The 20,187-nt window shown below is 66.0% G+C and carries 20 protein-coding genes and 1 pseudogene; 13 read left to right on the forward strand and 8 right to left on the reverse strand.

The features are described from left to right. Positions 1–107: 107 nt before the first annotated feature. The 4 genes and pseudogenes from EN786_RS00800 to EN786_RS00815 all read left to right on the forward strand — a co-directional run. Positions 108–1,469 carry an Nramp family divalent metal transporter gene (locus EN786_RS00800; protein WP_127286262.1) on the forward strand — a complete coding sequence of 454 codons (1,362 nt, stop codon included), beginning with the start codon at positions 108–110 and terminating at the stop codon, positions 1,467–1,469. Positions 1,470–1,631: 162 nt separating this feature from the next. Further along, complete coding sequence (locus tag EN786_RS00805) at positions 1,632–2,531, forward strand: protein-L-isoaspartate O-methyltransferase (protein WP_127309540.1); 900 nt, start codon at positions 1,632–1,634, stop codon at positions 2,529–2,531. A gap of 150 nt (positions 2,532–2,681) precedes the next feature. Then, positions 2,682–3,332, forward strand: coding sequence for a dihydrofolate reductase family protein (locus tag EN786_RS00810; protein WP_127309541.1), 651 nt, complete (start codon positions 2,682–2,684; stop codon positions 3,330–3,332). A 120-nt stretch (positions 3,333–3,452) separates the two neighbouring features. Continuing rightward, positions 3,453–4,091 (forward strand): annotated as a pseudogene (locus EN786_RS00815) (glutathione S-transferase family protein); the annotation flags it as partial. 61 nt (positions 4,092–4,152) lie between these two features. Here the strand turns inward: EN786_RS00815 and EN786_RS00820 are convergent. Further along, complete coding sequence (locus EN786_RS00820; RefSeq protein ID WP_127309543.1) at positions 4,153–5,022, reverse strand: LysR substrate-binding domain-containing protein; 870 nt, start codon at positions 5,020–5,022, stop codon at positions 4,153–4,155. Positions 5,023–5,118: 96 nt separating this feature from the next. On the opposite strand from EN786_RS00820, the gene EN786_RS00825 reads away from it, so the two are divergent. Next, positions 5,119–5,718 carry a LysE family translocator gene (locus EN786_RS00825; RefSeq protein ID WP_127309544.1) on the forward strand — a complete coding sequence of 200 codons (600 nt, stop codon included), beginning with the start codon at positions 5,119–5,121 and terminating at the stop codon, positions 5,716–5,718. Between the two features lie 82 nt (positions 5,719–5,800). Here the strand turns inward: EN786_RS00825 and EN786_RS00830 are convergent, their stop codons facing one another. Continuing rightward, entirely contained in the window at positions 5,801–6,595 is a 795-nt protein-coding gene (locus EN786_RS00830; RefSeq protein ID WP_127309545.1) for an SDR family oxidoreductase, read from the reverse strand. A gap of 192 nt (positions 6,596–6,787) precedes the next feature. Between EN786_RS00830 and EN786_RS00835 the strand changes: the two genes are divergently transcribed. Continuing rightward, entirely contained in the window at positions 6,788–7,252 is a 465-nt protein-coding gene (locus tag EN786_RS00835) for a MarR family winged helix-turn-helix transcriptional regulator (protein WP_135907912.1), read from the forward strand. A gap of 132 nt (positions 7,253–7,384) precedes the next feature. On the opposite strand, the gene EN786_RS00840 is transcribed toward EN786_RS00835, so the two are convergent. After that, positions 7,385–8,563 carry an MFS transporter gene (locus EN786_RS00840; RefSeq protein ID WP_127309547.1) on the reverse strand — a complete coding sequence of 393 codons (1,179 nt, stop codon included), beginning with the start codon at positions 8,561–8,563 and terminating at the stop codon, positions 7,385–7,387. A 195-nt stretch (positions 8,564–8,758) separates the two neighbouring features. Here EN786_RS00840 and EN786_RS00845 point away from each other — a divergent pair, with 195 nt between their 5' ends. The 4 genes from EN786_RS00845 (at position 8,759) to carB (ending at position 14,543) form a co-directional block, all read left to right on the forward strand. Continuing rightward, complete coding sequence (locus tag EN786_RS00845; protein WP_127287085.1) at positions 8,759–9,115, forward strand: helix-turn-helix transcriptional regulator; 357 nt, start codon at positions 8,759–8,761, stop codon at positions 9,113–9,115. Continuing rightward, a complete protein-coding gene (locus EN786_RS00850; RefSeq protein WP_127287084.1) occupies positions 9,115–9,873 on the forward strand; it encodes a metallophosphoesterase family protein in 759 nt (252 codons plus the stop codon). The genes EN786_RS00845 and EN786_RS00850 overlap by 1 nt, the downstream gene beginning before the upstream one ends. Positions 9,874–10,003: 130 nt before the next feature. Then, entirely contained in the window at positions 10,004–10,810 is an 807-nt protein-coding gene (locus EN786_RS00855) for an SH3 domain-containing protein (RefSeq protein WP_127287083.1), read from the forward strand. A gap of 229 nt (positions 10,811–11,039) precedes the next feature. Further along, on the forward strand, positions 11,040–14,543 hold the full coding sequence (carB, locus tag EN786_RS00860; RefSeq protein WP_127285923.1) for a carbamoyl-phosphate synthase large subunit: 3,504 nt from the start codon (positions 11,040–11,042) through the stop codon (positions 14,541–14,543). A gap of 238 nt (positions 14,544–14,781) precedes the next feature. Here carB and EN786_RS00865 read toward each other — a convergent pair whose 3' ends face one another. Next, complete coding sequence (locus EN786_RS00865; protein ID WP_127285922.1) at positions 14,782–15,333, reverse strand: DUF4142 domain-containing protein; 552 nt, start codon at positions 15,331–15,333, stop codon at positions 14,782–14,784. A gap of 139 nt (positions 15,334–15,472) precedes the next feature. Here EN786_RS00865 and EN786_RS00870 point away from each other — a divergent pair, with 139 nt between their 5' ends. Next, positions 15,473–15,805, forward strand: a complete 333-nt coding sequence (locus EN786_RS00870; protein WP_245478339.1) for a hypothetical protein — start codon at positions 15,473–15,475, stop codon at positions 15,803–15,805. A gap of 254 nt (positions 15,806–16,059) precedes the next feature. Here EN786_RS00870 and EN786_RS00875 read toward each other — a convergent pair whose 3' ends face one another. Both EN786_RS00875 and EN786_RS00880 read right to left on the reverse strand, forming a co-directional pair. Continuing rightward, a complete protein-coding gene (locus EN786_RS00875; RefSeq protein WP_127285920.1) occupies positions 16,060–16,542 on the reverse strand; it encodes a GNAT family N-acetyltransferase in 483 nt (160 codons plus the stop codon). Between the two features lie 5 nt (positions 16,543–16,547). Continuing rightward, positions 16,548–17,468, reverse strand: a complete 921-nt coding sequence (locus EN786_RS00880; RefSeq protein ID WP_127310772.1) for a lytic transglycosylase domain-containing protein — start codon at positions 17,466–17,468, stop codon at positions 16,548–16,550. Positions 17,469–17,643: 175 nt separating this feature from the next. On the opposite strand from EN786_RS00880, the gene EN786_RS00885 reads away from it, so the two are divergent. Then, positions 17,644–18,213: a methylated-DNA--[protein]-cysteine S-methyltransferase gene (locus tag EN786_RS00885; protein WP_127285918.1), complete on the forward strand. Its 570-nt coding sequence runs from the start codon at positions 17,644–17,646 to the stop codon at positions 18,211–18,213. Between the two features lie 40 nt (positions 18,214–18,253). On the opposite strand, the gene EN786_RS00890 is transcribed toward EN786_RS00885, so the two are convergent. Further along, positions 18,254–18,583: a hypothetical protein gene (locus EN786_RS00890; protein WP_127285917.1), complete on the reverse strand. Its 330-nt coding sequence runs from the start codon at positions 18,581–18,583 to the stop codon at positions 18,254–18,256. A gap of 290 nt (positions 18,584–18,873) precedes the next feature. Here EN786_RS00890 and EN786_RS00895 point away from each other — a divergent pair, with 290 nt between their 5' ends. Beyond that, a complete protein-coding gene (locus tag EN786_RS00895; RefSeq protein ID WP_006202464.1) occupies positions 18,874–19,086 on the forward strand; it encodes a cold-shock protein in 213 nt (70 codons plus the stop codon). Positions 19,087–19,570: 484 nt separating this feature from the next. Here the strand turns inward: EN786_RS00895 and EN786_RS00905 are convergent, their stop codons facing one another. Next, complete coding sequence (locus EN786_RS00905) at positions 19,571–20,179, reverse strand: glutathione S-transferase family protein (protein WP_127285915.1); 609 nt, start codon at positions 20,177–20,179, stop codon at positions 19,571–19,573. Positions 20,180–20,187: the final 8 nt, after the last annotated feature.

Consider the following 20,187-nt stretch of genomic DNA (forward strand, 5'->3'; position numbering starts at 1 on the left):
GTTGGCGTCGTCGCAAAAGCATAAACAATGAAATATAGCCTATTGCATAATGTTGAGCCGTGGCATAGATAAGGGCCAACCTCGACCCTTTCCAGCGGAAATCCCTGATGTCCGACGCAGAAGCCGTATCCAGATCCGCGTGGCGTTTTGCCCGGCCTGACGAGGACGAACAGCCCAGCCTGCGTGAGGTCAACGCCTCCATCACCGTGCCGCAGACCGGCATCTGGTTCCGCCGCCTGTTCGCCTTCATGGGCCCGGGCTACATGGTTTCCGTCGGCTATATGGACCCGGGCAACTGGGCAACCGACCTCGCCGGCGGCGCCCAGTTCGGCTACACGCTGCTGTTCATAATCATGCTGTCGAACCTGATGGCGATCCTGCTGCAGGCGCTTGCCGCCCGGCTCGGTATCGCCACCGGCCGCGACCTCGCCCAGGCCTGCCGCGCCTACTATCCGCGCTCCGTCAACTTCCTGCTGTGGATCGCCTGCGAGTTGGCCATCATCGCCTGCGATCTCGCCGAGGTCATCGGCACGGCGATCGCGCTGCAGCTGCTGTTCGGCATCCCGCTGATCGGCGGCGCCATGCTTACCGCGCTCGATGCCTTCCTGGTACTGCTCCTGATGAACAAGGGCTTCCGCTATCTCGAAGCCTTCGTCATCGCACTTCTGATCATCATCTTCGGCTGTTTCGCCATCCAGATCTTCGCCGCCGCGCCGCCGGTCGGCTCGATCCTGCATTCGATGTTCGTGCCGTCGCCCGAGATCGTCACCAATCCGGCGATGCTCTACATTGCCATCGGCATCATCGGCGCCACCGTCATGCCGCACAATCTCTACCTGCACTCCTCGATCGTGCAGACCCGCGCCTATGAACGCACCGACCGGGGCAAGCGCGATGCGATCAAGTGGGCGACCACCGACTCGACCATCGCACTGGTCCTGGCGCTGTTCGTCAACGCCTCCATCCTGATCGTTTCGGCGGTGGCCTTCCATGGCACCGGCCATCAGGACGTCGCCGAGATCGGCCAGGCCTCCGAGCTCTTGTCGCCGCTGCTCGGCCTCGGCATCGCCTCGATCCTTTTCGCCGTGGCGTTGCTCGCCTCCGGCCTCAACTCAACGGTCACGGCGACGCTTGCCGGCCAGATCGTCATGGAAGGCTTCCTGCGCCTGCGCATCCCGCAATGGGCCCGCCGCCTCTTGACGCGCGGCATTGCCATCGTTCCGGTGGTGATAGTCACCGCGCTCTACGGCGAGAGGGGCACCGGCCAGCTGCTGGTGTTCAGCCAGGTGATCCTGTCGATGCAGTTGCCCTTCGCGGTCATTCCGCTGGTGCAGTTCGTCTCCGACAAGAACAAGATGGGCAATTTCGCCATCCCGCGCGCGGTCGCCATGCTCGCCTGGGTCGTCGCTGCCGTCATCCTGGTGCTCAATTTCAAGCTGCTCTACGACACCATCGCCGGCTTCGGCTGAGAACAATGCACGTCGCCCAAGAGTGCGCTGCGGTTTGGGACGACGACATGCATGAAAGCAAGCGACTTGAGGCGTGCCGCCTGAATTCCTCCAGGCGCGGCACGCCCGGGGACCCGCGCCACCGCGACAAATCCGCGGGCCGCGCTATCTTCTCAAGCCACCATGACCGGAACCGCCGAGGCCCGCCAATTCTACGCCCGACTGATGGCCGCCCATGCCGGCTCGGCCGATCCGCGCCTCGAGGAGGCCTTCGCCACGGTGCCGCGCGAGGCCTTTCTCGGGCCAGGGCCGTGGACCGTCGTCGCCGGTGACGGCAGGGTCGAGACGCCGACCGCAGATCCCTCCCACATCTACCAGAACGTGCTGGTGGCGCTCGATGCCGACAAGGGCATCAACAATGGCGAGCCCATCCTGCACGCCATGTGGATCGGCAAGGTCGCGCCCAAGCCAGGGGAGGTCGTCACCCATATCGGCGCCGGCACCGGCTATTACACCGCGCTGCTGGCGAAGCTGGTCGCGCCCGGCGCGGTCATCGCCTTCGAGCTTGACGCAGCACTTGCCGCCCGGGCCGAGGAGAACCTCGCCGCCTTTGGCAACGTGACCGTCATCCACGGCAATGCCGTCGCGAGCCCGCTGCCGCCGTCCGACATCGTCTATGTCAATGCCGGCGTGGCAGCGCCTCCGGCCGCCTGGCTGAAGGCGCTGAAGCCGGGCGGCCGCATGGTCTTCCCATGGCGCCCTGCCGAACGCGTCGCGCTGGCCGTGCTGGTGACCAGCACGGAATCCGGCTTTGCCTGCCGCCCGTTCATGGGCTCGTGGTTCATCCCTTGCGTCGGCGCATCGACCACGGACCCCTCAGCGAAAATCCCCGATCGCGAAAAGGCGGCGCGCAGCCGCTCGATCTGGCTGATCAGCGACAAGGCGCCGGACCGCACCGCCACTGCCATCATCGGCGACGTCTGGTTTTCGTCGCGAGGCGTCGACGGCAGCGGGGACGAGCGCGCTGAGCGGCAGAATCTTTTGCGGCCGCTGTCGGGCCGACGCCCGTCCAGGCGTCCTTAGAGCAATTCCAGGAAAAGTGCGCAGCGGTTTTCCGGTCGGAATTGCGTCAAAACAAATACTTAGAGCGGATCAGCGATTCCATGAAACGCCGAGCCGCTCTTGGCCAAAATCCGGCCCCGACGGCGCGGATCACGAAAAGGGAGAGTTCCAATGAGGAAGATCATCGCTGCCACATTCGTCAGCCTCGACGGCGTCATGCAGGCGCCCGGCGGTCCGGAAGAGGATCCGGTTGGCGGCTTCAAGTTCGGCGGCTGGACGTTCCACTATTTCGACGAGGTGGCCGGCGTGGCCATGGAGGACCTGTTTTCCAAACCCTTCGCCCTGCTGCTCGGCCGCCGAACCTACGACATCTTCGCCGCCTATTGGCCGTACCAGAAGGATCAGATCGCAGATGCCTTCAACCCTGCGACCAAATATGTGGCGACGCACCGCCCGGATTCGCTGACCTGGGAAAACACCGAGCCGCTTGGGTCCGATGTCGTCGCAAGGCTCGGGCAGCTCAAGCAGGAAGACGGACCCGACCTGCTCATCCAGGGATCGGGCAACCTGATCCAGACGCTGCTCGCCAACGGGCTGATCGATGAGATCAAGCTGATGACCTTCCCGCTGCTGCTGGGCAAGGGCAAGCGGCTGTTCGGTGACAATGCGATGCCGGCCGCCTTCAAGCTCGTCAAGTCACAGGCCACCACCACCGGCGTCATCATGGCGACCTATGAGCGCGGCGGCGAGGTCCGCACTGGCTCCTTTGCTCAGCAGGAGCCTTCCGAGGCGGAGATCGAACGGCGCAGGAACTGGAAGTAGCCAAGCGAACGGAGAGTGGCATCACCTCGCGGGCCACTCTCCGGCCGCCTCATCGTCTGAGAAATTCGCAACCAACGACCAGACGCAGCCTTGCCTCGGGCAATCACCAGGAGCCTGCCAATGACCCCAACCATCACCGCCTTTGAACGCTCGCCCGACGGCGGCAGGGGACAGGCGCGCGACATGCGTGTGCGCTGGGCACTTGAGGAGGTAGGTCAACCTTATGAGGTCCGTCTCGTTTCGTTCAACGGGATGAAAGAACCGGCGCATCTTGCGCGTCACCCGTTCGGGCAGATTCCGACCTATGAGGAGGGCGATCTCGTGCTGTTCGAATCTGGATCGATCGTTTTCCACATCGCGGAGCGCCATGCAGGCCTGCTGCCCGAGGACGCAAATGCCCGGGCACGCGCGATCACCTGGATGTTCGCGGCGCTCAACACGATGGAGCCGCCCATAATGGAGCGCGCAACTGCCGTCATTCTGGAGCGCGATGCCGCGTGGCATGAGCAGCGCCTGCCCCTGGTCGACGATCGCATCCGCAAGCGGCTGGCCGATCTCTCCCGTTGTCTTGGCGATGCCGACTGGCTCGACGGTGCATTCAGCGCCGGCGACCTGATCATGGTCGGAGTGCTGCGCCGGTTGAACAGATCGGCATTGCTGGACGAATACCCGAATCTGTCCGCTTATGTTGGGCGCGCCGAGGCGCGGCCGGCCTTCAAGCGCGCCTTCGCCGCTCAATTGGCGGTCGCCACCGCGGCGGGACGGGCTGACAAAGTCCCGGCCGCTTCGCGATCTCTGCCTGCCCCGGCGACGGCGACGTTCAAGCCGCCTGACGATAGCGGGCAAGACCCTGGCGGATGTGCGTCGCGAAGGCTTGTGCCGCCGGTCCGACGGCATGCTTCGGCAGAAACAGGTTGATCGAAAAATTCGGCAAGGCCGGCAGATTCGTGTCGAGGGACAGGATGTCGAGATCGGCGGGCACGGTCGATGCCAGCCAGGTGGTGACGGCAAGGTCGGAACGGACCGTAGCGGTCGTGGCATCGATGTTGCCGTTCTCGAACACAGTGCGCCAGTCGAGCCCATGCGCGCCGAGGGCAGCGAGCACTGACGGACGAAACGCGCAGGTGTCGGCCACCATCGACACCGGCAGCGGGCGCTTCAGGCGTGCCGAGCCGCCTCTCGCTCCGACCCAGACCAGCCGGTCGACGAGCAGGCATTCGCCGGCGGTGGGGCCGGCTCGTTCCTCGATGATGGCGAGATCGATCGTTCCGGCCGCAAGCGCCGCCGCAAGCTCCGGCGAGGACGCGCAGACCAGCGAAATCTCGACCTGCGGATGGGCTTCGGCGTAGGCTTTCAGCACCGGCGCAAGCAACGTGCCGACAAGGTCGTAAGGCACGCCGAGTCGTACCCTGCCCGCGACTGCGCTGCCGGCCATCTCGGTCCAGATCTCGTCGTTGAGCGAGAGCAGTCGTTTGCCCTTGCCGAACAGGTGCTCGCCGGCGCGGGTCAGCCGCAGGCCGCGCCGGTCACGCTCGAACAGGCTGCAGCCGAGAACGTCCTCCAGCCGCTTGATTTGCTGGCTGACGGCGCCTTGCGTCAGATTGAGCGCATTGGCCGCCGCCGTCATGCTGGCCCTGTCGGCGACGGTGACGAAGGTTCGGATCAACGCTGTGTCGAGATTGCGGATCATTTTGGCATTATAGATGCTAATGCAAGTCATATCAAACATTGCATTTACTGATGCCAAGCGCGCTTTAGCATGCAAGTTCCCGCGCAAGGAGCCTGCATGCCCGAAACCCTCCTTCCTCTCGTCCTGTTCGCGCTCATCTCCACCTCGACGCCCGGCATCGCCACGACGCTGTCGACGGCCTCCGGCGCGCAGTTTGGCTTTCGCCGCTCCGTGCCGCTGATGGCCGGCAGCGCCGCCGGCCTGGCCACGGTGGCGGCGGCCGGTGCCGCCGGGCTTGCCGGGCTGCTCGCCGCCGTGCCGTCCTTGCAGCTGGCGATGAAGATCGCGGGCTCGCTCTATCTGATCTGGCTGGCAGTCAAGATCGGCCGCAGCGGCCCGCCCAATCTCGACGTGTCCATGGCCAGGCCGAACAGCTTTTTCGGTGGCGCCGGCATTCAGTGGATGAACCCCAAGGGCTGGGCGATGGGGCTGGGCGCCGCCGCATCCTTCGCAGCGCTTGCCGACGGACCCTTGCGGCTCGCGCTGCTGCTCGGCGCGGTGTTCGGCCTTGCCGCGGCGTTCTCGCTGTCGCTGTGGTGCGTGGCCGGCGCGCTGCTCGCCCGGCTGCTCAAGACCGAGCGGCAGTGGCGCGCCCTCAACATCGTGCTTGGCCTGCTGCTGGCCGCCTCGATCCTGCAGATGTGGCGGCCAGTCTAAACAATTCCAGGAAACGTGCGCAGCGGTTTCCGTCCGGAATTGGGTAAAACAACACTCAGGCTGGCCGCCAGACGACTGGGACTTAGACCGCGTAGCGCGTCGCCGGCTTGCCGGCAAACAGGCTGCCGTAGAACTGGTCCCGCGCGCCGAGATAGGTGTCCAGACCGGCCGGATCGGCAAGTCCGGGCGCGGTGACGGTCTCGCCCTGGGCAAGGCCGGCAAGGGCGGCGTCGACCAGGTCGTCGGCGCTCATCACCCAGTCCTGGTTGATCCTGTCGAGGCTGATCCCGGAGGCGTCCCAGAACTCGGTGCGGATCGGTCCGGGCAGCACGACCTGCGCCCTCACCGCGGTGCCGGCGACCTCCTTCTGCAGCGCTTCGGTGAAGTTGACGACATAGGCCTTGGTGCCGCTGTAGATGCCGCCAACCGCGATGCCGTAGGCGACCACCGAGGCGATGTTGACGATGGCGCCGCGATTGCGCGCCAGCAGCCCCGGCAGCGCCGCGCGGGTCAAACGCGTCAAGGCAACGACATTGACCTTGATCATGCTCTCGGCCGCGTCGGCATCGGCGTCGGCGACCGTCTCGATGCCGCCCATGCCGGCATTGTTGACCAGCAGCGTCACGCTCTCGTCGGCCGCGATCGCCTGCTCGACCCGGCGCAGGTCGCTGTCGTCGGCGAGATCGGCGACAATCGTCGTGACCTTGCGGCCATAGGCATAGGCCAGCCTGTCCGCCACCTCCTGCAGGCGGTCGGCGCGCCGCGCCACCAGCACCAGATCGTAGCCCTGCCCGGCCAGCCGGTCGGCATAGACCGCGCCGATGCCCGACGAGGCGCCGGTGATCACGGCCGTGCCCTTGTTGTCCTTCGTGCTCATTGTCCTGCTCCTTTGTTCGCTTCGCTCTGGTTCGGCGACGACGACCATGTCACTCGCCGATAACCTCCGATTTCACTTAGTGGCATATGCCACTTTTGCCGAAATAGGTATATGCCACTATCTTGTCAACGGAGGCGGCAAAAACTATTTTTGCGGCAGGCCGGCGCAGCTTTTCGCCGCCAAGGAGCGAACATGACCGAAGCCCAGAAGCCAGGATTCAGCCGCTGCAACAACGCCACGCTGCGGCGTGCCGCGCGGAGCCTCGGCCGCTTCTATGATGACGCGCTGGCGCCATCGGGCCTGAAGGGCACGCAGTTCGGCCTGCTCTTTCAGATCCATGTCAGCAGCGAGCCGGCGATGGGCGCCATCGCCGAGGCGCTGATCATGGACCTCTCGGCGCTCGGGCACACGCTGAAGCCGCTGATCCGCGACGGCTATGTCGAGACTTTCGCCGACAAGGACGACCGCCGCGTCAAGCGCGTGCGGCTGACGCCGCAGGGCAACGTCAAACTCGACGAGGCGATCAGGCTGTGGAGCGCGGCGCAGCAGCAGTTCGAGGACAAGGTCGGCGCCGAGCAGGCGGCGAAGCTGCGCGCGGCTCTGGACGCGGTGGCTGATCTCGATCTGGAAATGCCGGCGGCCGCTTCCTCGCGCTGAAGAAGCGGCCGCCAATCCAGATCAGGATGACGTTTCGTTGAATCGTCGTCCTGATCTAATTCTTTGTTGGACCATGATCTTTTCCGAAAATCGGTTCCCACTTTTCGGGATCATGCTCTAGCTTTGCAGCGGCTACTCGGCCGGCATTGCGACCGGGCGGGCCAATGCCCGGCCGGCCAGCACGATACCCAGGCCCACGATCGGAAACACCGCCGCGACCAACCCGAGATCGGCCGGCACGCCGAAGCGCAGCACCGCGCCCCCGACAACCGCGCCCAGCGCCACACCGAGATAGAGCGCCGAGGCGTTGAGCGAGAGCACGATCGGGGCGGCGTCCGGGGCGAGCTTGATGATGCGGCTCGCCTGCGCCGGCGGGAAGGCCCAGCCGACGATGCCCCACGGCACCATCATCGCCATCAGCGCCGGCCCGGCGATGTGCTGCGGCAGCAAGGTCGGGATCAGCGAGAAGGTGACCAGCATGGCAGCGCTCAGCGCCAGCGACCAGGCGACGGTGCGAGTCGCGCCGAAGCGGTCGGCGGCCTGCCCGCCGGCGATGTTGCCGATGACGGCGCCGGCGCCGAAGGCGAGCAGCATGCCGGGCAGCGCCAGCGGGCTCAAGCCGCCGCTCTGGATGGCCAGCGGCGCGATGAAACTGAAGACGGTAAACGCGCCGACCAGCGCCAGGGCGGTGGTCAAAAGGATCGGCATCACGCCGGGCCGAAGCGCCGCCGCCAACCGCGCCTTGAGCGGGAGCCTGGTGCCGATGATGCCGCGCGGCAGCCGCCACCACAGGATCGCGCCGGCCAGCGCGCCGAGCCCGGCAATGGCGAAGAAGGTGCCGCGCCAGCCGGCGACGGCCGCGACAAGCGCGCCGAGCGGCGCGCCGACGGCAACCGCCACCGTGGTGCCTCCGACGACGACGGCGATGGCGCGCGCCCGGTGATGATCGTCGACCAGCGCCACGGCCGTGCCTTGCGCGGTCGCGGCGAACAGGCCGGAAGACAGAGCCATGATGATGCGTGCGATCAGCAGCAGTTCGAAGGACGAGCTCAGCGCCGCAACGATGTTGCCGAGCACGAAGAACACCAGCGTCCACAGGATGACGCGGCGCCGGTCCCATTCGCCGGTCAGCGTGGCCAGGATCGGCGTGCCGAACGCATAGGCGAGCGCGAAAGCGGTGATCAGCGACCCGGCGAGCGGAATCGAGATACCGGCATCGGCTGCGATGTCGGGCAGAAGGCTGGAGATGACGAAGCCTTCGGTCGAGATCGCGAACGATCCGAGCGCAAGCCAGAAGATCCGCTTGTCCATGGGGAGTGTCCTTTAGTTCAAAAGTTATTGAACAATTGGACATGGCAGGGCATGATGTCAATGAAGCCAAGGGAAAATAGCTGACCCCTGCTGACAGCACTGTGTCAGGACAGGGTCCGCGATCAACGGATCGTTTGCGCCCGCCGCAGAAGGAGACGCGTTGAAATCGGCCCGGATTGTGCTTAATTCCCGGGGATGACCTTGCCCCATCCCAACGCTGACCAGATCAGCCTGCCGATCGTGCTCGCCGTGCTCGGCGACCCGACCAGGCTTGCCATCGTATGCTTCCTGGCGAGCAAGGAAGGCGTGCCGATGAACTGCAGCAAGTTCCTCGATCTCGGCTCCAAGACCAACCTCAGCTATCACCTGGCCAAGCTGCGCGAGGCCGGCGTCACCCGCACCGAAGCGGTCGGCACCAACCGCATGATCACGCTGCGCCGCGACGACCTCGACCGCCGCTTCCCCGGCCTGCTCGACAGTGTCATTGCCGCCGCCGGTGACGACAAGGCGCTGCCCATGGTCGGCGCCGCCGAGATCGAGATCGGCGCCTGATGCGCATTGCGGTTCTCGCCGACATCCACGGCAATTTGCTGGCGCTGGACGCCGTGCTCGACGACCTCAAGCATCGCGGCGGCGCCGATATCACCGTCAATCTCGGCGACTGCGTCTCCGGCCCGCTCTGGCCGCGCGAGACGATGGAACGGCTGCAGGCGCTCAAGCTGCCCACCGTGCGCGGCAACCATGACCGCCGGGTGGCGCAGGACCCCGCCGACGAGACGATGTGGCCGTCCGACCGCTACGCCCAGGGACGGCTGACGGGGTTGCAGCGCGAGGCGCTGCTGGCCTTGCCGCTGACGCTGGAGGTCCTGCCCGGCGTGGTCGCCCTCCACGCCCGCCCCGACCATGACGAGAAATATCTCGCCGATGCGATCACCGACGGCCAGCTGGTGCGCGCGCCGCTGGCCGCGATCCGGCGGCGGCTGAAATCGCTCAACCCCGCCTGCCGCATCGTGCTGTGCGGACACAGCCATCGCGCCGAGCTGATCCGCATCCCCGGCGGCCCGGTCATCTTCAACCCCGGCAGCATCGGTTGCCCCGCCTATGACGATGACACGCCGCCGGCGCATGTTTCCGAGCAAGGGACGCCGCATGCGCGCTACGGCATCGTCGAACTCGGCGAGCAGGGCCGCCCCGACCGCTTCGAGGCCATCGCCGTCGACTACGACCACGAGGCCGCGGCCAGGCAGGCCGAACAGGCGGGACGGCCGGAATGGGCGCATGCGCTCAGAACCGGCTTCATGCCGGACTGAGCGGCGGCACGCCCCGTCACCGCCAAGTTTCAGATGACGTCGCGCCATATCGTCTCCTATAACCGCCTCGGCTTGAGGTGGCGCGCTTGAGTCGGTCGCGCTTTGGAACGTGCATGCCCATGGCCGAAGGATGAAGCGCAGAGTTACGCTCCGATCGACGCTGCAGGCACTGATTGCCGTCGCTTTGCCGCTGGCCGCCTCGCCGGCCGTGGCCGAGGACGCGCCTGGCACCATCATTTCCATCGTCAGCGGCCTCGCGCCGGACGACCTGCTCAACATCCGCGCCACCGCATCGGCGACCGGAAAGATCCAGGCGCGCCTGCCCGGCGGGGCGGCGGTGAAGAATCTCGGCTGCAACGAAGTCAACGGCAATCCCTGGTGCAAGGTCGAGGACACCGAGAACCCTCGCGTCGGTGGCTGGGCGCCCGCGCGCTACCTGACCCCGAACAATCCGGCGCCGGCGCCCGATGATGCCGCCGCGCCGGCGACCGAAGCCAGCGCGCCTCAACTCCCCGAAGCACCGGCCGCCGACATCACCGCGCGCCTCGGCGGCTCCGACCCGGCGGCGCCGCGCTCCGCCGCCGATATCGGCAGGACGGCCATGCAGGATGCCTATGGCCTTGCCTTCACATCATCGGCGGCAGGACTTTCCGACGGCCCCGCCCCCGATGCCGCCGGCGGCATCCCCTGCGCGCGCCATATCGGCCAGCCGATGACCCGCTGCGAGGTAACCGTGGTGCACACGGGCGGCGAAAGTGCCGTCACGGTAGCCTGGCCGGATGGCGGCACGCGCATCATCACCTTCCACGGCGGCTTCCCGGCCAGTTCGGACTCGGCGGACGAATTCCGCTTCACCCGCGAGGGCACGCTCAACATGATCCGGATCGGCACCTCGGAGCGATTCGAGATCACGGACCAGCTTGCGCTGGGCGAATAGGTGTTAGGCAGTAGGGAATAGGCAGTGGGTGCCTGAACCTCCCCTACTCCCCTACTCCCCTACTCCCCTACTCCCCTACTGCCTAATCCCTCATTTTCGGGGTTACATCCGCCAAAACTCTTCCCTATAAGGCCCTCCTAGCCTGATACCAGAATCGCAAGCACAACCGGCCGGGTCCTCCCGTCCCGGTTTTTCGTGCAAGCCGCTCGCCGAACGGAACCCGTAGACCATGCCAAGACGCACCGACATCAAGTCGATCCTGATCATCGGGGCCGGCCCCATCGTCATCGGCCAGGCCTGCGAGTTCGACTATTCCGGCACCCAGGCCTGCAAGGCGCTGAAGGAAGAGGGTTTCCGCGTCATCCTGGTCAACTCCAACCCGGCCACGATCATGACCGACCCGGAGCTGGCCGACGCCACCTATATCGAGCCGATCACGCCGGAAGTGGTGGCCAAGATCATCGCCAAGGAGCGGCCGGACGCGCTGCTGCCCACCATGGGCGGCCAGACGGCGCTCAACACCGCTTTGTCGCTGCGCCGCATGGGCGTGCTCGACCGCTACAATGTCGAGATGATCGGCGCCGACGCGCATGCCATCGACAAGGCCGAGGACCGCGCGTTGTTCCGCGAGGCGATGAGCAAGATCGGCCTGGAAACGCCGAAGTCGATGCTTGCCAACGCCACCGACGTCAAGAACGCCGACCGCAAGACGCATGAGGCCGAGCGCGCCGCGCTGAAGGCCGAGAACCCCGACAATCTCGACGCCGCGCTCGACGCGCTGGAAACCCGCTGGAACCTCGGCGAAGGCGACCGCAAGCAGCGCTACATCAGCCATGGCATGGCGATCGCCGCCCAGGCGCTCGACCATGTCGGCCTGCCGGCCATCATCCGCCCGTCCTTCACCATGGGCGGCACCGGCGGCGGCATCGCCTACAACCGCGCCGAATTCTACGACATCGTCCAGTCCGGCCTAGACGCCTCGCCGACCACCGAAGTGCTGATCGAGGAGAGCGTGCTCGGCTGGAAGGAATACGAGATGGAGGTCGTCCGCGACCGGGCGGACAATTGCATCATCGTCTGCTCGATCGAGAACATCGATCCGATGGGCGTGCACACGGGGGACTCGATCACCGTCGCGCCGGCGCTGACCTTGACCGACAAGGAATACCAGATGATGCGCAACGCCTCGATCGCGGTGCTGCGCGAGATCGGCGTCGAGACCGGCGGCTCCAACGTGCAGTTCGCCGTCAACCCGGCCGACGGCCGCCTGGTGGTGATCGAGATGAACCCGCGCGTCTCGCGTTCGTCGGCGCTGGCCTCCAAGGCGACCGGCTTCCCGATCGCCAAGATCGCCGCCAAGCTCGCCGTCGGCTACACGCTGGACGAACTGGAGAACGACATCACCGGCGGCGCCACGCCCGCCTCGTTCGAGCCGTCGATCGATTACGTGGTGACGAAGATCCCGCGCTTTGCCTTCGAGAAATTTCCCGGCGCCGAACCGGTGCTGACCACCGCCATGAAGTCGGTCGGCGAGGTGATGGCCATCGGCCGCACCTTGCAGGAATCCTTGCAGAAGGCGCTGCGCGGACTTGAGACCGGCCTGACGGGTCTGGACGAGATCGAGATTCCCGGCCTTGGCCATGGCACTGCGCCGGCCAGCCATGTCGACGACCGAAACGCCATTCGCGCAGCACTCGGCACGCCGACGCCGGACCGGCTGCGCATGGTGGCGCAGGCGATCCGCATGGGCACCTCGCTGGAAGACGTGCATGCCATGTGCAAGATCGACCCGTGGTTCCTCGAGCAGATCGCCGGCATCATCGCCATGGAGGAGCGCGTGCGCGAGCACGGCCTGCCGCAGGATGCCGCCAATCTGCGCATGCTGAAGGCGATGGGTTTTTCGGACGCTCGCCTCGGATCCTTGACGAAGAGCGACGCCGAAGCGGTTCAGAAGGTCAGAGAAAAGCTCGACGTCCATCCGGTCTACAAGCGCATCGACACCTGCGCCGCCGAGTTCGCCTCGCCCACCGCCTATATGTACTCGACCTATGAGGTCCCGTTCGCAGGCAGCCTCGCCAACGAGGCCAAGGTGTCGGCGCGCAAAAAGGTCGTCATCCTCGGCGGCGGCCCGAACCGCATCGGCCAGGGCATCGAGTTCGACTATTGCTGTTGCCACGCGGCGTTTGCGCTCCGCGACGCCGGCTACGAGGCGATCATGGTCAACTGCAACCCGGAGACCGTCTCGACCGACTACGACACCTCCGACCGGCTCTATTTCGACCCGCTGACGGCGGAGGACGTGCTGGAGATCCTGCGCGCCGAGCAGGCGTCCGGCGAACTGGTCGGCGTCATCGTCCAGTTCGGCGGCCAGACGCCGCTCAAGCTCGCCGACGCGCTGGAGAAGGCCGGCATCCCGATCCTCGGCACCTCGCCGGACATGATCGACCTCGCCGAGGACCGCGACCGTTTCCAGAAGCTGCTGCACAAGCTCGGCCTGACCCAGCCGAAGAACGGCATCGCCTATTCGGTCGAGCAGGCCCGCCTCGTCGCCGGCGAGCTCGGCTTCCCGCTGGTGGTGCGCCCGTCCTATGTGCTCGGCGGCCGCGCCATGCAGATCATCCATGACGAGGGCATGCTGCAGACCTACCTGCTCGACACCGTGCCCGGCCTGGTGCCGGAGGACATCAAGCAGAAATACCCCAACGATAAGACCGGCCAGATCAACACGCTGCTGGGAAAAAACCCGCTGCTGTTCGACACCTATCTGTCGGGCGCCATCGAGGTCGACGTCGACTGCCTCTGCGACGGCAAGGCGACCTTTGTCTCCGGCATTCTGGAGCACATCGAGGAGGCCGGCATCCATTCGGGCGATAGCGCCTGCTCGCTGCCGGTGCACGCCCTGCCCTCGCACCTGGTCGATGAACTGGAGCGCCAGACGGCTGCCTTGGCTCGCGCGCTCAATGTCGGTGGCCTGATGAACGTGCAATACGCGATCAAGGACGGCACGGTCTATGTGCTGGAGGTGAACCCTCGGGCGTCGCGCACCGTGCCCTTCGTCGCCAAGACCATCGGCCGGCCGATTGCCAAGATCGCCGCCCGCATCATGGCCGGCGAGACGCTGGAGGATGCCTTCGCCCATTACGGGCCGATGCCCGACCCGCGCAACCCCGGCCACATCGCGGTCAAGGAAGCCGTCTTCCCCTTCGCCCGCTTCCCGGGCGTCGACATTCTGCTCGGGCCGGAAATGCGCTCGACCGGCGAGGTGATGGGCCTCGACCGCGACTTCGCGCTCGCCTTCGCCAAGAGCCAGCTCGGCGCCAATGTCGACCTGCCGCGCTCCGGCACGCTGTTCGTCTCGGTGCGCGACGAGGACAAGAAGGGCATCCTGCCCGCCGTCAAGCGCCTCGCCGGCCAGGGCTTCAAGGTGCTCGCCACCTCAGGGACCGCCCGCTTCCTCGCCGAGAACGGCGTCGTCGCCGAAAAGATCAACAAGGTGCTCGAAGGCCGCCCCCACATCGAGGACGCCATCCGCAACCGCCAGGTCCAGATCGTCTTCAACACCACCGACGGCCAGAAGGCGGTGTCGGACTCGAAGTCGCTGCGGCGTGCGACGCTGATGCAGAAGGTGCCGTATTACACGACGCTGTCGGGTGCTGCGGCGGTGGCCGAGGCGATTGCGGCGCTGCGGGCGGGGAACCTGGAGGTCACGCCGCTGCAGGAGTATTTTGGGTAGGCGATTAGCTCTCTTCTCCCGTGAACGGGGAGAAGGGGCTGGCCGCAACGCAGGCGTCCTTTTCTGCGACTTCGGCGATTGGCGAAACCACCGGCGCAAGCGTCTTTCTCCCCGTCACTATACGGGGAGAAATGCCCGGCAGGGCAATGAGGGGCGGCGCCAGCCAGATGCTCTTCAGGTGCTCTTCAGAAACCCGGTGAACCGTCCGGCGAACAGGCTGCGAGGTCCACGGCGGCCCTCACCCCTGATGCGCAACCGCCAGTTCCTTCACGTGCTTCTCGTGCATCTTGAGCGTCGGCAGCGTCTTCTTGGCGAATTCCTTCATCGCCGGGTCGTCGCCGGACTTCGCGTAGGTGCTGAACAGGGCGACGACTTGCCGGTGCGCGTCGGTCTGCATCATGATGTATGCCTGGTCGAACGCCTCGCCGCTGGCGCGCTTGAGCTCGTCCAGCAGCTGCTGCTCCTTGGGCTGCAGCGCGGGCCCGGCGGGCTTGATCGAGGCGGTGGTCTGGCCCTGGCTCAGCGCCGCCTTGAAATCCTCGCCCGCCTTGGTGTGGTCGGCGATCATCTCTCTGGCGAAGGCCTTGATGTCGTCGGAGGAGGCCCTCTCCTCGGCCAGCCTGCTCGACTGGATCTCGAATTCGTTGGCGTTGGGCACGGTGGTGACGAAGGTCGGCGTGTCGACCTTGCTGTCGGCAAGCATGGGCGCGACCTGGTTCGTCGATTGCGCCAGAGCGGCCGGCGCGCCGGCCAGCAGGGCTGCGACGGTCGCGGTCAGAAGGGTTTTCATCTGATGTCTCCGATCCGGAACGGTCCCTCCGGCATTTCCAACGCGGCATCGGCGGCGGGGTTGCGTTGAATTAGCCTGCACACCGACCCAGATCTCCTGCATGCTTGTCCTGCCTGGCTGCCGGACTGGAGTGAAGACAGTGCCCGACGAGATCGACCTCCGCTGCCCTGAAATTGTCGCCGACAACGCCGCCAAGGGTCTCAGGCTGCGCAAGCAGTTCGGCCGCGGCGGTACCGAGATCGGCGTGGCGCGGGCCACCGAACTGAAGAACCGGGAGAAACTGTCGCCGTCGACGATCCGGCGCATGGTCAGCTATTTCGCCCGCCACGAGGTCGACAAGCGCGGCAAGAATTACGGCAATGAGCAAAATCCGTCTGCCGGCTACATTGCCTGGCTGTTGTGGGGCGGCGACGAGGGCCGCGCCTGGGCGCTCGAGATCAAGCGCAGGATCGGCAACGCACCGGATATCTGACCAGGGATAGCTGAAGGAAGATATGGCGAAAGGGAGACGTGGCGAAGCGGGCCCCGAACCCGCCTCGGGACCCGCCGTGGAGTGGCTGACACATGCCGGCGCAACCGCTCCGATGCCGCGCGAAACTGTCGACCCCCCGATCGGTGCGCGGCATGACGCAGGGTTAGCATTTGCGCGCGGCGGCTTATGTGAAGCGGTTCACAAACTGTCCCGTTTCCCGGTGCAAGGCGTGACGGGCAGCGGGAAGCAGCGCCCTACCCTTCCCAGTCGACCGGAACCATACCCAGCCGCTCGTAGAGCCGGAGGGCGGCGGCGTTCTCGACCGTGTTGGTCTTGAGATCGACATGGGCCGCGCCCCGCTCGCGGAAGGCGATGAAGGCGTGCCGCATCAGCGCCTCGCCGATGCCGCGGCCGCGCGCTTGCGGATGGACGGCGAGATCCTTGACGAAAGCCGTCGCCCAGCAAAGGGCTGCTCCCGCCAGCAGGCCCCTGGCGTCGATGACCAGGAAGCAGAGAGCCGGGTCGAACTCGGCGTCGCCGGAGATGCGCGGCCACCACTCGTCGAACGGCCCGTCCGTGCCGTCGTCGAACACTTCGGTGAGCAGCGCATGCAGGGGCCGCGCATCGGCGGGCTCGAAGCCGCGCATGACAAAGCCGTCCGGCCAGTGCGGCGGCGGCAGATCGTCGTCGAGGGTCTTGCGCAGCCGGATGTCGTCAGGCGCCGGCGGACGCGGCATCGCGCTCAGGCGTCGGGCTGCAGGCGGCGCCGCGCACGGTCGACACCGAGGCCGGTCGCTTCCAGCATGCCCCTGCGCTTGGCGTCGTAATAATAGCCGCTCTGGTAGAGCCGGTCGGCGCGCTTTTCATCGCCCCCCGACACCAGCCAGGCGCCGCGCAGATATTTGACCGCATATTTGAGATTGGTCTCGGCGTCGAACAGGCCGCTCGCCGGCCCGTCATAGCCCATGCCGCGCGCCGTCGCGTGCTTGATCTGCATCAGCCCCCAATGGCCGTGATTATAGGCTTTCGGGTTGAAGGTGCTCTCGCGGTTGACGACATGGCGCACGAGATCGATGGGCACCTCGTAGAGCGCGGAATATTTCTCGATCAGCCGCTCGATCTCGGCGCGCGGCCCGGTGGCGTGCGGCTCGGGCTCGCCGGGCGGGGCTAGCAGCGCCGGGTTCTGCGGCACGACATACGCGACCTGCTGGACGCCGGGCATCGTTGCCGCCTTCACCGCCTGGCCGGTGACGGGCATGGCCATCGCGGCTGTTGCATAGGCGGGCGGCTGCTTGAGCGATCCCGGGCTGAGCGGCGAGGTGCCGGCCATCACGGCCGGCTGCGCGGCAAGCGGCGTCGATCCAGCGAAAGCGGCTGGCTGGGCCGGCGGCGGCAAGGGCTCGCCCGGCGTCGCCATGCCCGGACTTGCCAGGTTCGCATCGGCGGGCAGCGCCGCCACCTGCACCGGAACAAGGCCGGAGGGCTCGGGCAGCACGGCAACCGTTTCCGGCAGCGCGACGGTCGGCGTGTCGTCCTCGGCGGCAGGCGTCGCGGCCGCCGCCAGGGCAGGCGCGGCCTTCATCTGCGAGGTCGAGGTGCAACCGCTCAGGCCAGCCGCGCCCACGAGCACGCCGATCGCGGTGAGGATGATTTTGGTTGCCAAGCCCTGCAGGTCCGATTGTCGGTTGTTAAGAAGTCCTTACACCAGCGATTCTTCGTCGGCAATCTGGGCCATCCGGCGGTTTTCGGGTGGCGGGACCCGGTGCAAACTGCGATATTGTTCCCTATCTGTACCGTTCACGTCCCCGTTTTTCGCCGTTTGCGGAAAGGAATACGTCATGGAAACCACGCAAGCGATCACGGCCGGCCACACAGTGTTAGAAACAGTGATCGGTTTCATGGGCATCGCCTGGAGCGAGAAAGGCCTGATCCGGCTCTGCCTGCCCGAACGCAGCCGCGAGGCGGTCGAGCGCCGGTTGTTCCGCCATGGCGGCGTTTCCCGGTCCACCGAGCAGCCGAAATGGGTGGTGGACCTGATCGCCTCGATCAAGGCCTATGCCGCCGGCGAGGACGTCGATTTCTCCGGCGTGCCGGTCGATCTTGCCGGCGTCGACGATTTCCGCCTCGCCATCTATGACGCGGCGCGCAAGCTCGGCTTCGGCGAGACCACCACCTATGGCGAGCTGGCGACGCGCGCCGGCCATCAAGGGCTGGCTCGCGAAACCGGGGCGGCGCTTGGCGCCAACCCGGTGCCGCTGGTCATCCCGTGCCACCGCATCCTTGCCGCCGGCGGCAAGATCGGCGGCTTCTCGGCGCCGGGCGGCTCGACCACCAAGGAAAAGATGCTGGCCATGGAAGGCGTGCGTCTCGGCCCGCCGCCCTCGGCGCAGGTCTCGTTCGGCTTTTGAACCCGGCCTGCAGGCCAGCCTTGCCTGAATGTCGACGGACTCAGTCCGATTGCAGGAAACGGCGACGGAACCGCCGATCGAAGTCCGGCCGCTTGCAGACGAAGACCGGGCAGGATTTCGCATCGGCGCTGGGCACGTAGGCGCGCTTCCTCACCTCGCCCAGGTCGCAGAAGCGCTCGTCCCTGACGTAGCGGTCATACAGCGGCAGCCCCGGCACGCGCGTCGACTGGTAGCGCAGGATGACCGCGCCCTGGCGCGCGATGGTCGCCTGCACCCTGTCGCAGCTCATGCGGGTCGGGTCGTAGCGCGAGATCGCCTGCGCCTCGGCGGCCACCAGCGTCATCAAGGCGGCAAGCAGTATGGTCTTCATGATCCTCTCCCAAACCCTGCGCCCGAGACCTGCTCGTTCCTCCCTCGCGGCGCACGCCAGCCGCGAATTTTTCACGCGATTGGGGCGGCCGTTGGGCGGCGGTGCGATCAGGGCTTTCGCACACAGTCTTGTTTTCAACGCAAAATCCGCCTATATGCATCGCATTGATATTTCGGCCGATCGATCGGGCCTCGCGATCTTCGCGTTTGCTGACGTCTATCTCCAAAATTTCGATACCACCGGCTGGACCTGGTCCGGTCAAACTAAAGCAAATGTGAAGGATACTTCGAATGGCAACTGGTACGGTCAAGTGGTTCAACGCCACCAAGGGCTTCGGCTTCATCCAGCCCGACGCGGGCGGCGCGGACGTTTTCGTCCACATCTCCGCTGTCGAGCGCGCTGGCCTGTCGACCCTCGTTGAAGGCCAGAAGATCAACTTCGAGATCGAGCAGGACCGCCGCACCGGCAAGTCCGCTGCTGGGTCTCTGAGCAAGGCAGCCTGATTTAGCAACAGCGCGCGCCGGACGAAGGTTCGGGGCGCGCGGCAAGTCACGGATGTACTGACGGTCGCGCGAGAAGCGCGCCGGAGCGGAAAGACCCGACAAGCTGGAACAGCAGATAGCTGCCAGCCCGGCCCGACGCTCCCGATCAGGCTACCGGAATGGGAAGGCGGGATTTATCCCGCCTTTTTATTTGCCCGCAGTTCAAAAGACTGGCGAAACGCCGAAGCTGCCTTCTTCTCTCCGTTCACGGGGAGAAGTGCCCGGCAGGGCGATGAGGGGCGGCGCGACGCTGCGGAATTGGCTTCCTTGGCGCAGCAGCACAGCAATTCAAACACAAAAGTTGGCGCCGCCCCTCATCTGGCTGCCGCCATCTTCTCCCCGTAAACGGGGAGAAGGACGCCTTCGCTGAAGCTTTCGCCTGTAACACTGTTAAATCGCGCCCGGACCGGAGCAGCCGCGAAGCGGCGACGGCGTGAGGACGAAACTAAGGCAGCCACGCCAGCGGCACATGCCCCTTGTCCGCTTCGACCCGCTTCAGCCATGCGGCAACCGCAGGATAGGCGTCGAGTTGGAAGCCGCCCTTCTCGGCGGTATGCGTATAGGCATAGAGCGCGATGTCGGCGACGCTGTATGCATCGCCGGCGAAGAAGGCGTTGGCTTCCAGATGCCTGTTCATCACGCCGAGCGCCTTGTTGCCGCGCTCCAGCGTCGATGCCAGCCGTTCCGGCGTCGCGTCCCTGGCGCGCTCGGGAAAGGTGAGCAGCGCCTTGCGCACGGCGATGTAGGGCTCGTGGCTGTACTGCTCGAAGAACAGCCACTGATAGGCGAGCGCCCGCTGGTAGCGGTCGGCCGGCAGGAAGCGCGTGCCCTCGGCGAGATAGAGCAGGATGGCGTTGGATTCGGCGATCCGTCTGCCGTCGTCGAGCTCGAGCAGCGGCACCATGGCGTTAGGATTCTTGGCGACGAAATCGGCCTTGCGGGTGTCGCCGGTATGCGAGCTCACCTCGACATTGGTGAAGGCAATGCCGAGCTTGGCCATCAACAGGCGCGGCTTGTAGCAATTGCCGCTGTCGATCATGCTGTAGAGTATCATCGGCTCTC

It is taken from the genome of Mesorhizobium sp. M4B.F.Ca.ET.143.01.1.1 (assembly GCF_004792275.1).
In the GTDB taxonomy this organism is placed as follows: Bacteria; Pseudomonadota; Alphaproteobacteria; order Rhizobiales; family Rhizobiaceae; genus Mesorhizobium; species Mesorhizobium abyssinicae.

What these genes read in the sequence shown, in the direction of transcription:
- EN786_RS00875 (WP_127285920.1), bottom strand. Translation starts at nt 16,542, where the DNA reads ATGCCGCGTCCGCCGGCGCCTGACGACATCCGGCTGCGCAAGACCCTC.
- EN786_RS00905 (WP_127285915.1), bottom strand. Translation starts at nt 20,179, where the DNA reads ATGATACTCTACAGCATGATCGACAGCGGCAATTGCTACAAGCCGCGC.
- EN786_RS00840 (WP_127309547.1), bottom strand. Translation starts at nt 8,563, where the DNA reads ATGGACAAGCGGATCTTCTGGCTTGCGCTCGGATCGTTCGCGATCTCG.
- EN786_RS00830 (WP_127309545.1), bottom strand. Translation starts at nt 6,595, where the DNA reads ATGAGCACGAAGGACAACAAGGGCACGGCCGTGATCACCGGCGCCTCG.
- EN786_RS00820 (WP_127309543.1), bottom strand. Translation starts at nt 5,022, where the DNA reads ATGATCCGCAATCTCGACACAGCGTTGATCCGAACCTTCGTCACCGTC.
- EN786_RS00855 (WP_127287083.1), top strand. Translation starts at nt 10,004, where the DNA reads ATGAAGCGCAGAGTTACGCTCCGATCGACGCTGCAGGCACTGATTGCC.
- EN786_RS00890 (WP_127285917.1), bottom strand. Translation starts at nt 18,583, where the DNA reads ATGAAGACCATACTGCTTGCCGCCTTGATGACGCTGGTGGCCGCCGAG.
- EN786_RS00845 (WP_127287085.1), top strand. Translation starts at nt 8,759, where the DNA reads ATGACCTTGCCCCATCCCAACGCTGACCAGATCAGCCTGCCGATCGTG.
- EN786_RS00800 (WP_127286262.1), top strand. Translation starts at nt 108, where the DNA reads ATGTCCGACGCAGAAGCCGTATCCAGATCCGCGTGGCGTTTTGCCCGG.
- EN786_RS00895 (WP_006202464.1), top strand. Translation starts at nt 18,874, where the DNA reads ATGGCAACTGGTACGGTCAAGTGGTTCAACGCCACCAAGGGCTTCGGC.
- EN786_RS00805 (WP_127309540.1), top strand. Translation starts at nt 1,632, where the DNA reads ATGACCGGAACCGCCGAGGCCCGCCAATTCTACGCCCGACTGATGGCC.
- EN786_RS00810 (WP_127309541.1), top strand. Translation starts at nt 2,682, where the DNA reads ATGAGGAAGATCATCGCTGCCACATTCGTCAGCCTCGACGGCGTCATG.
- EN786_RS00850 (WP_127287084.1), top strand. Translation starts at nt 9,115, where the DNA reads ATGCGCATTGCGGTTCTCGCCGACATCCACGGCAATTTGCTGGCGCTG.
- EN786_RS00825 (WP_127309544.1), top strand. Translation starts at nt 5,119, where the DNA reads ATGCCCGAAACCCTCCTTCCTCTCGTCCTGTTCGCGCTCATCTCCACC.
- EN786_RS00885 (WP_127285918.1), top strand. Translation starts at nt 17,644, where the DNA reads ATGGAAACCACGCAAGCGATCACGGCCGGCCACACAGTGTTAGAAACA.
- carB (WP_127285923.1), top strand. Translation starts at nt 11,040, where the DNA reads ATGCCAAGACGCACCGACATCAAGTCGATCCTGATCATCGGGGCCGGC.
- EN786_RS00835 (WP_135907912.1), top strand. Translation starts at nt 6,788, where the DNA reads ATGACCGAAGCCCAGAAGCCAGGATTCAGCCGCTGCAACAACGCCACG.
- EN786_RS00865 (WP_127285922.1), bottom strand. Translation starts at nt 15,333, where the DNA reads ATGAAAACCCTTCTGACCGCGACCGTCGCAGCCCTGCTGGCCGGCGCG.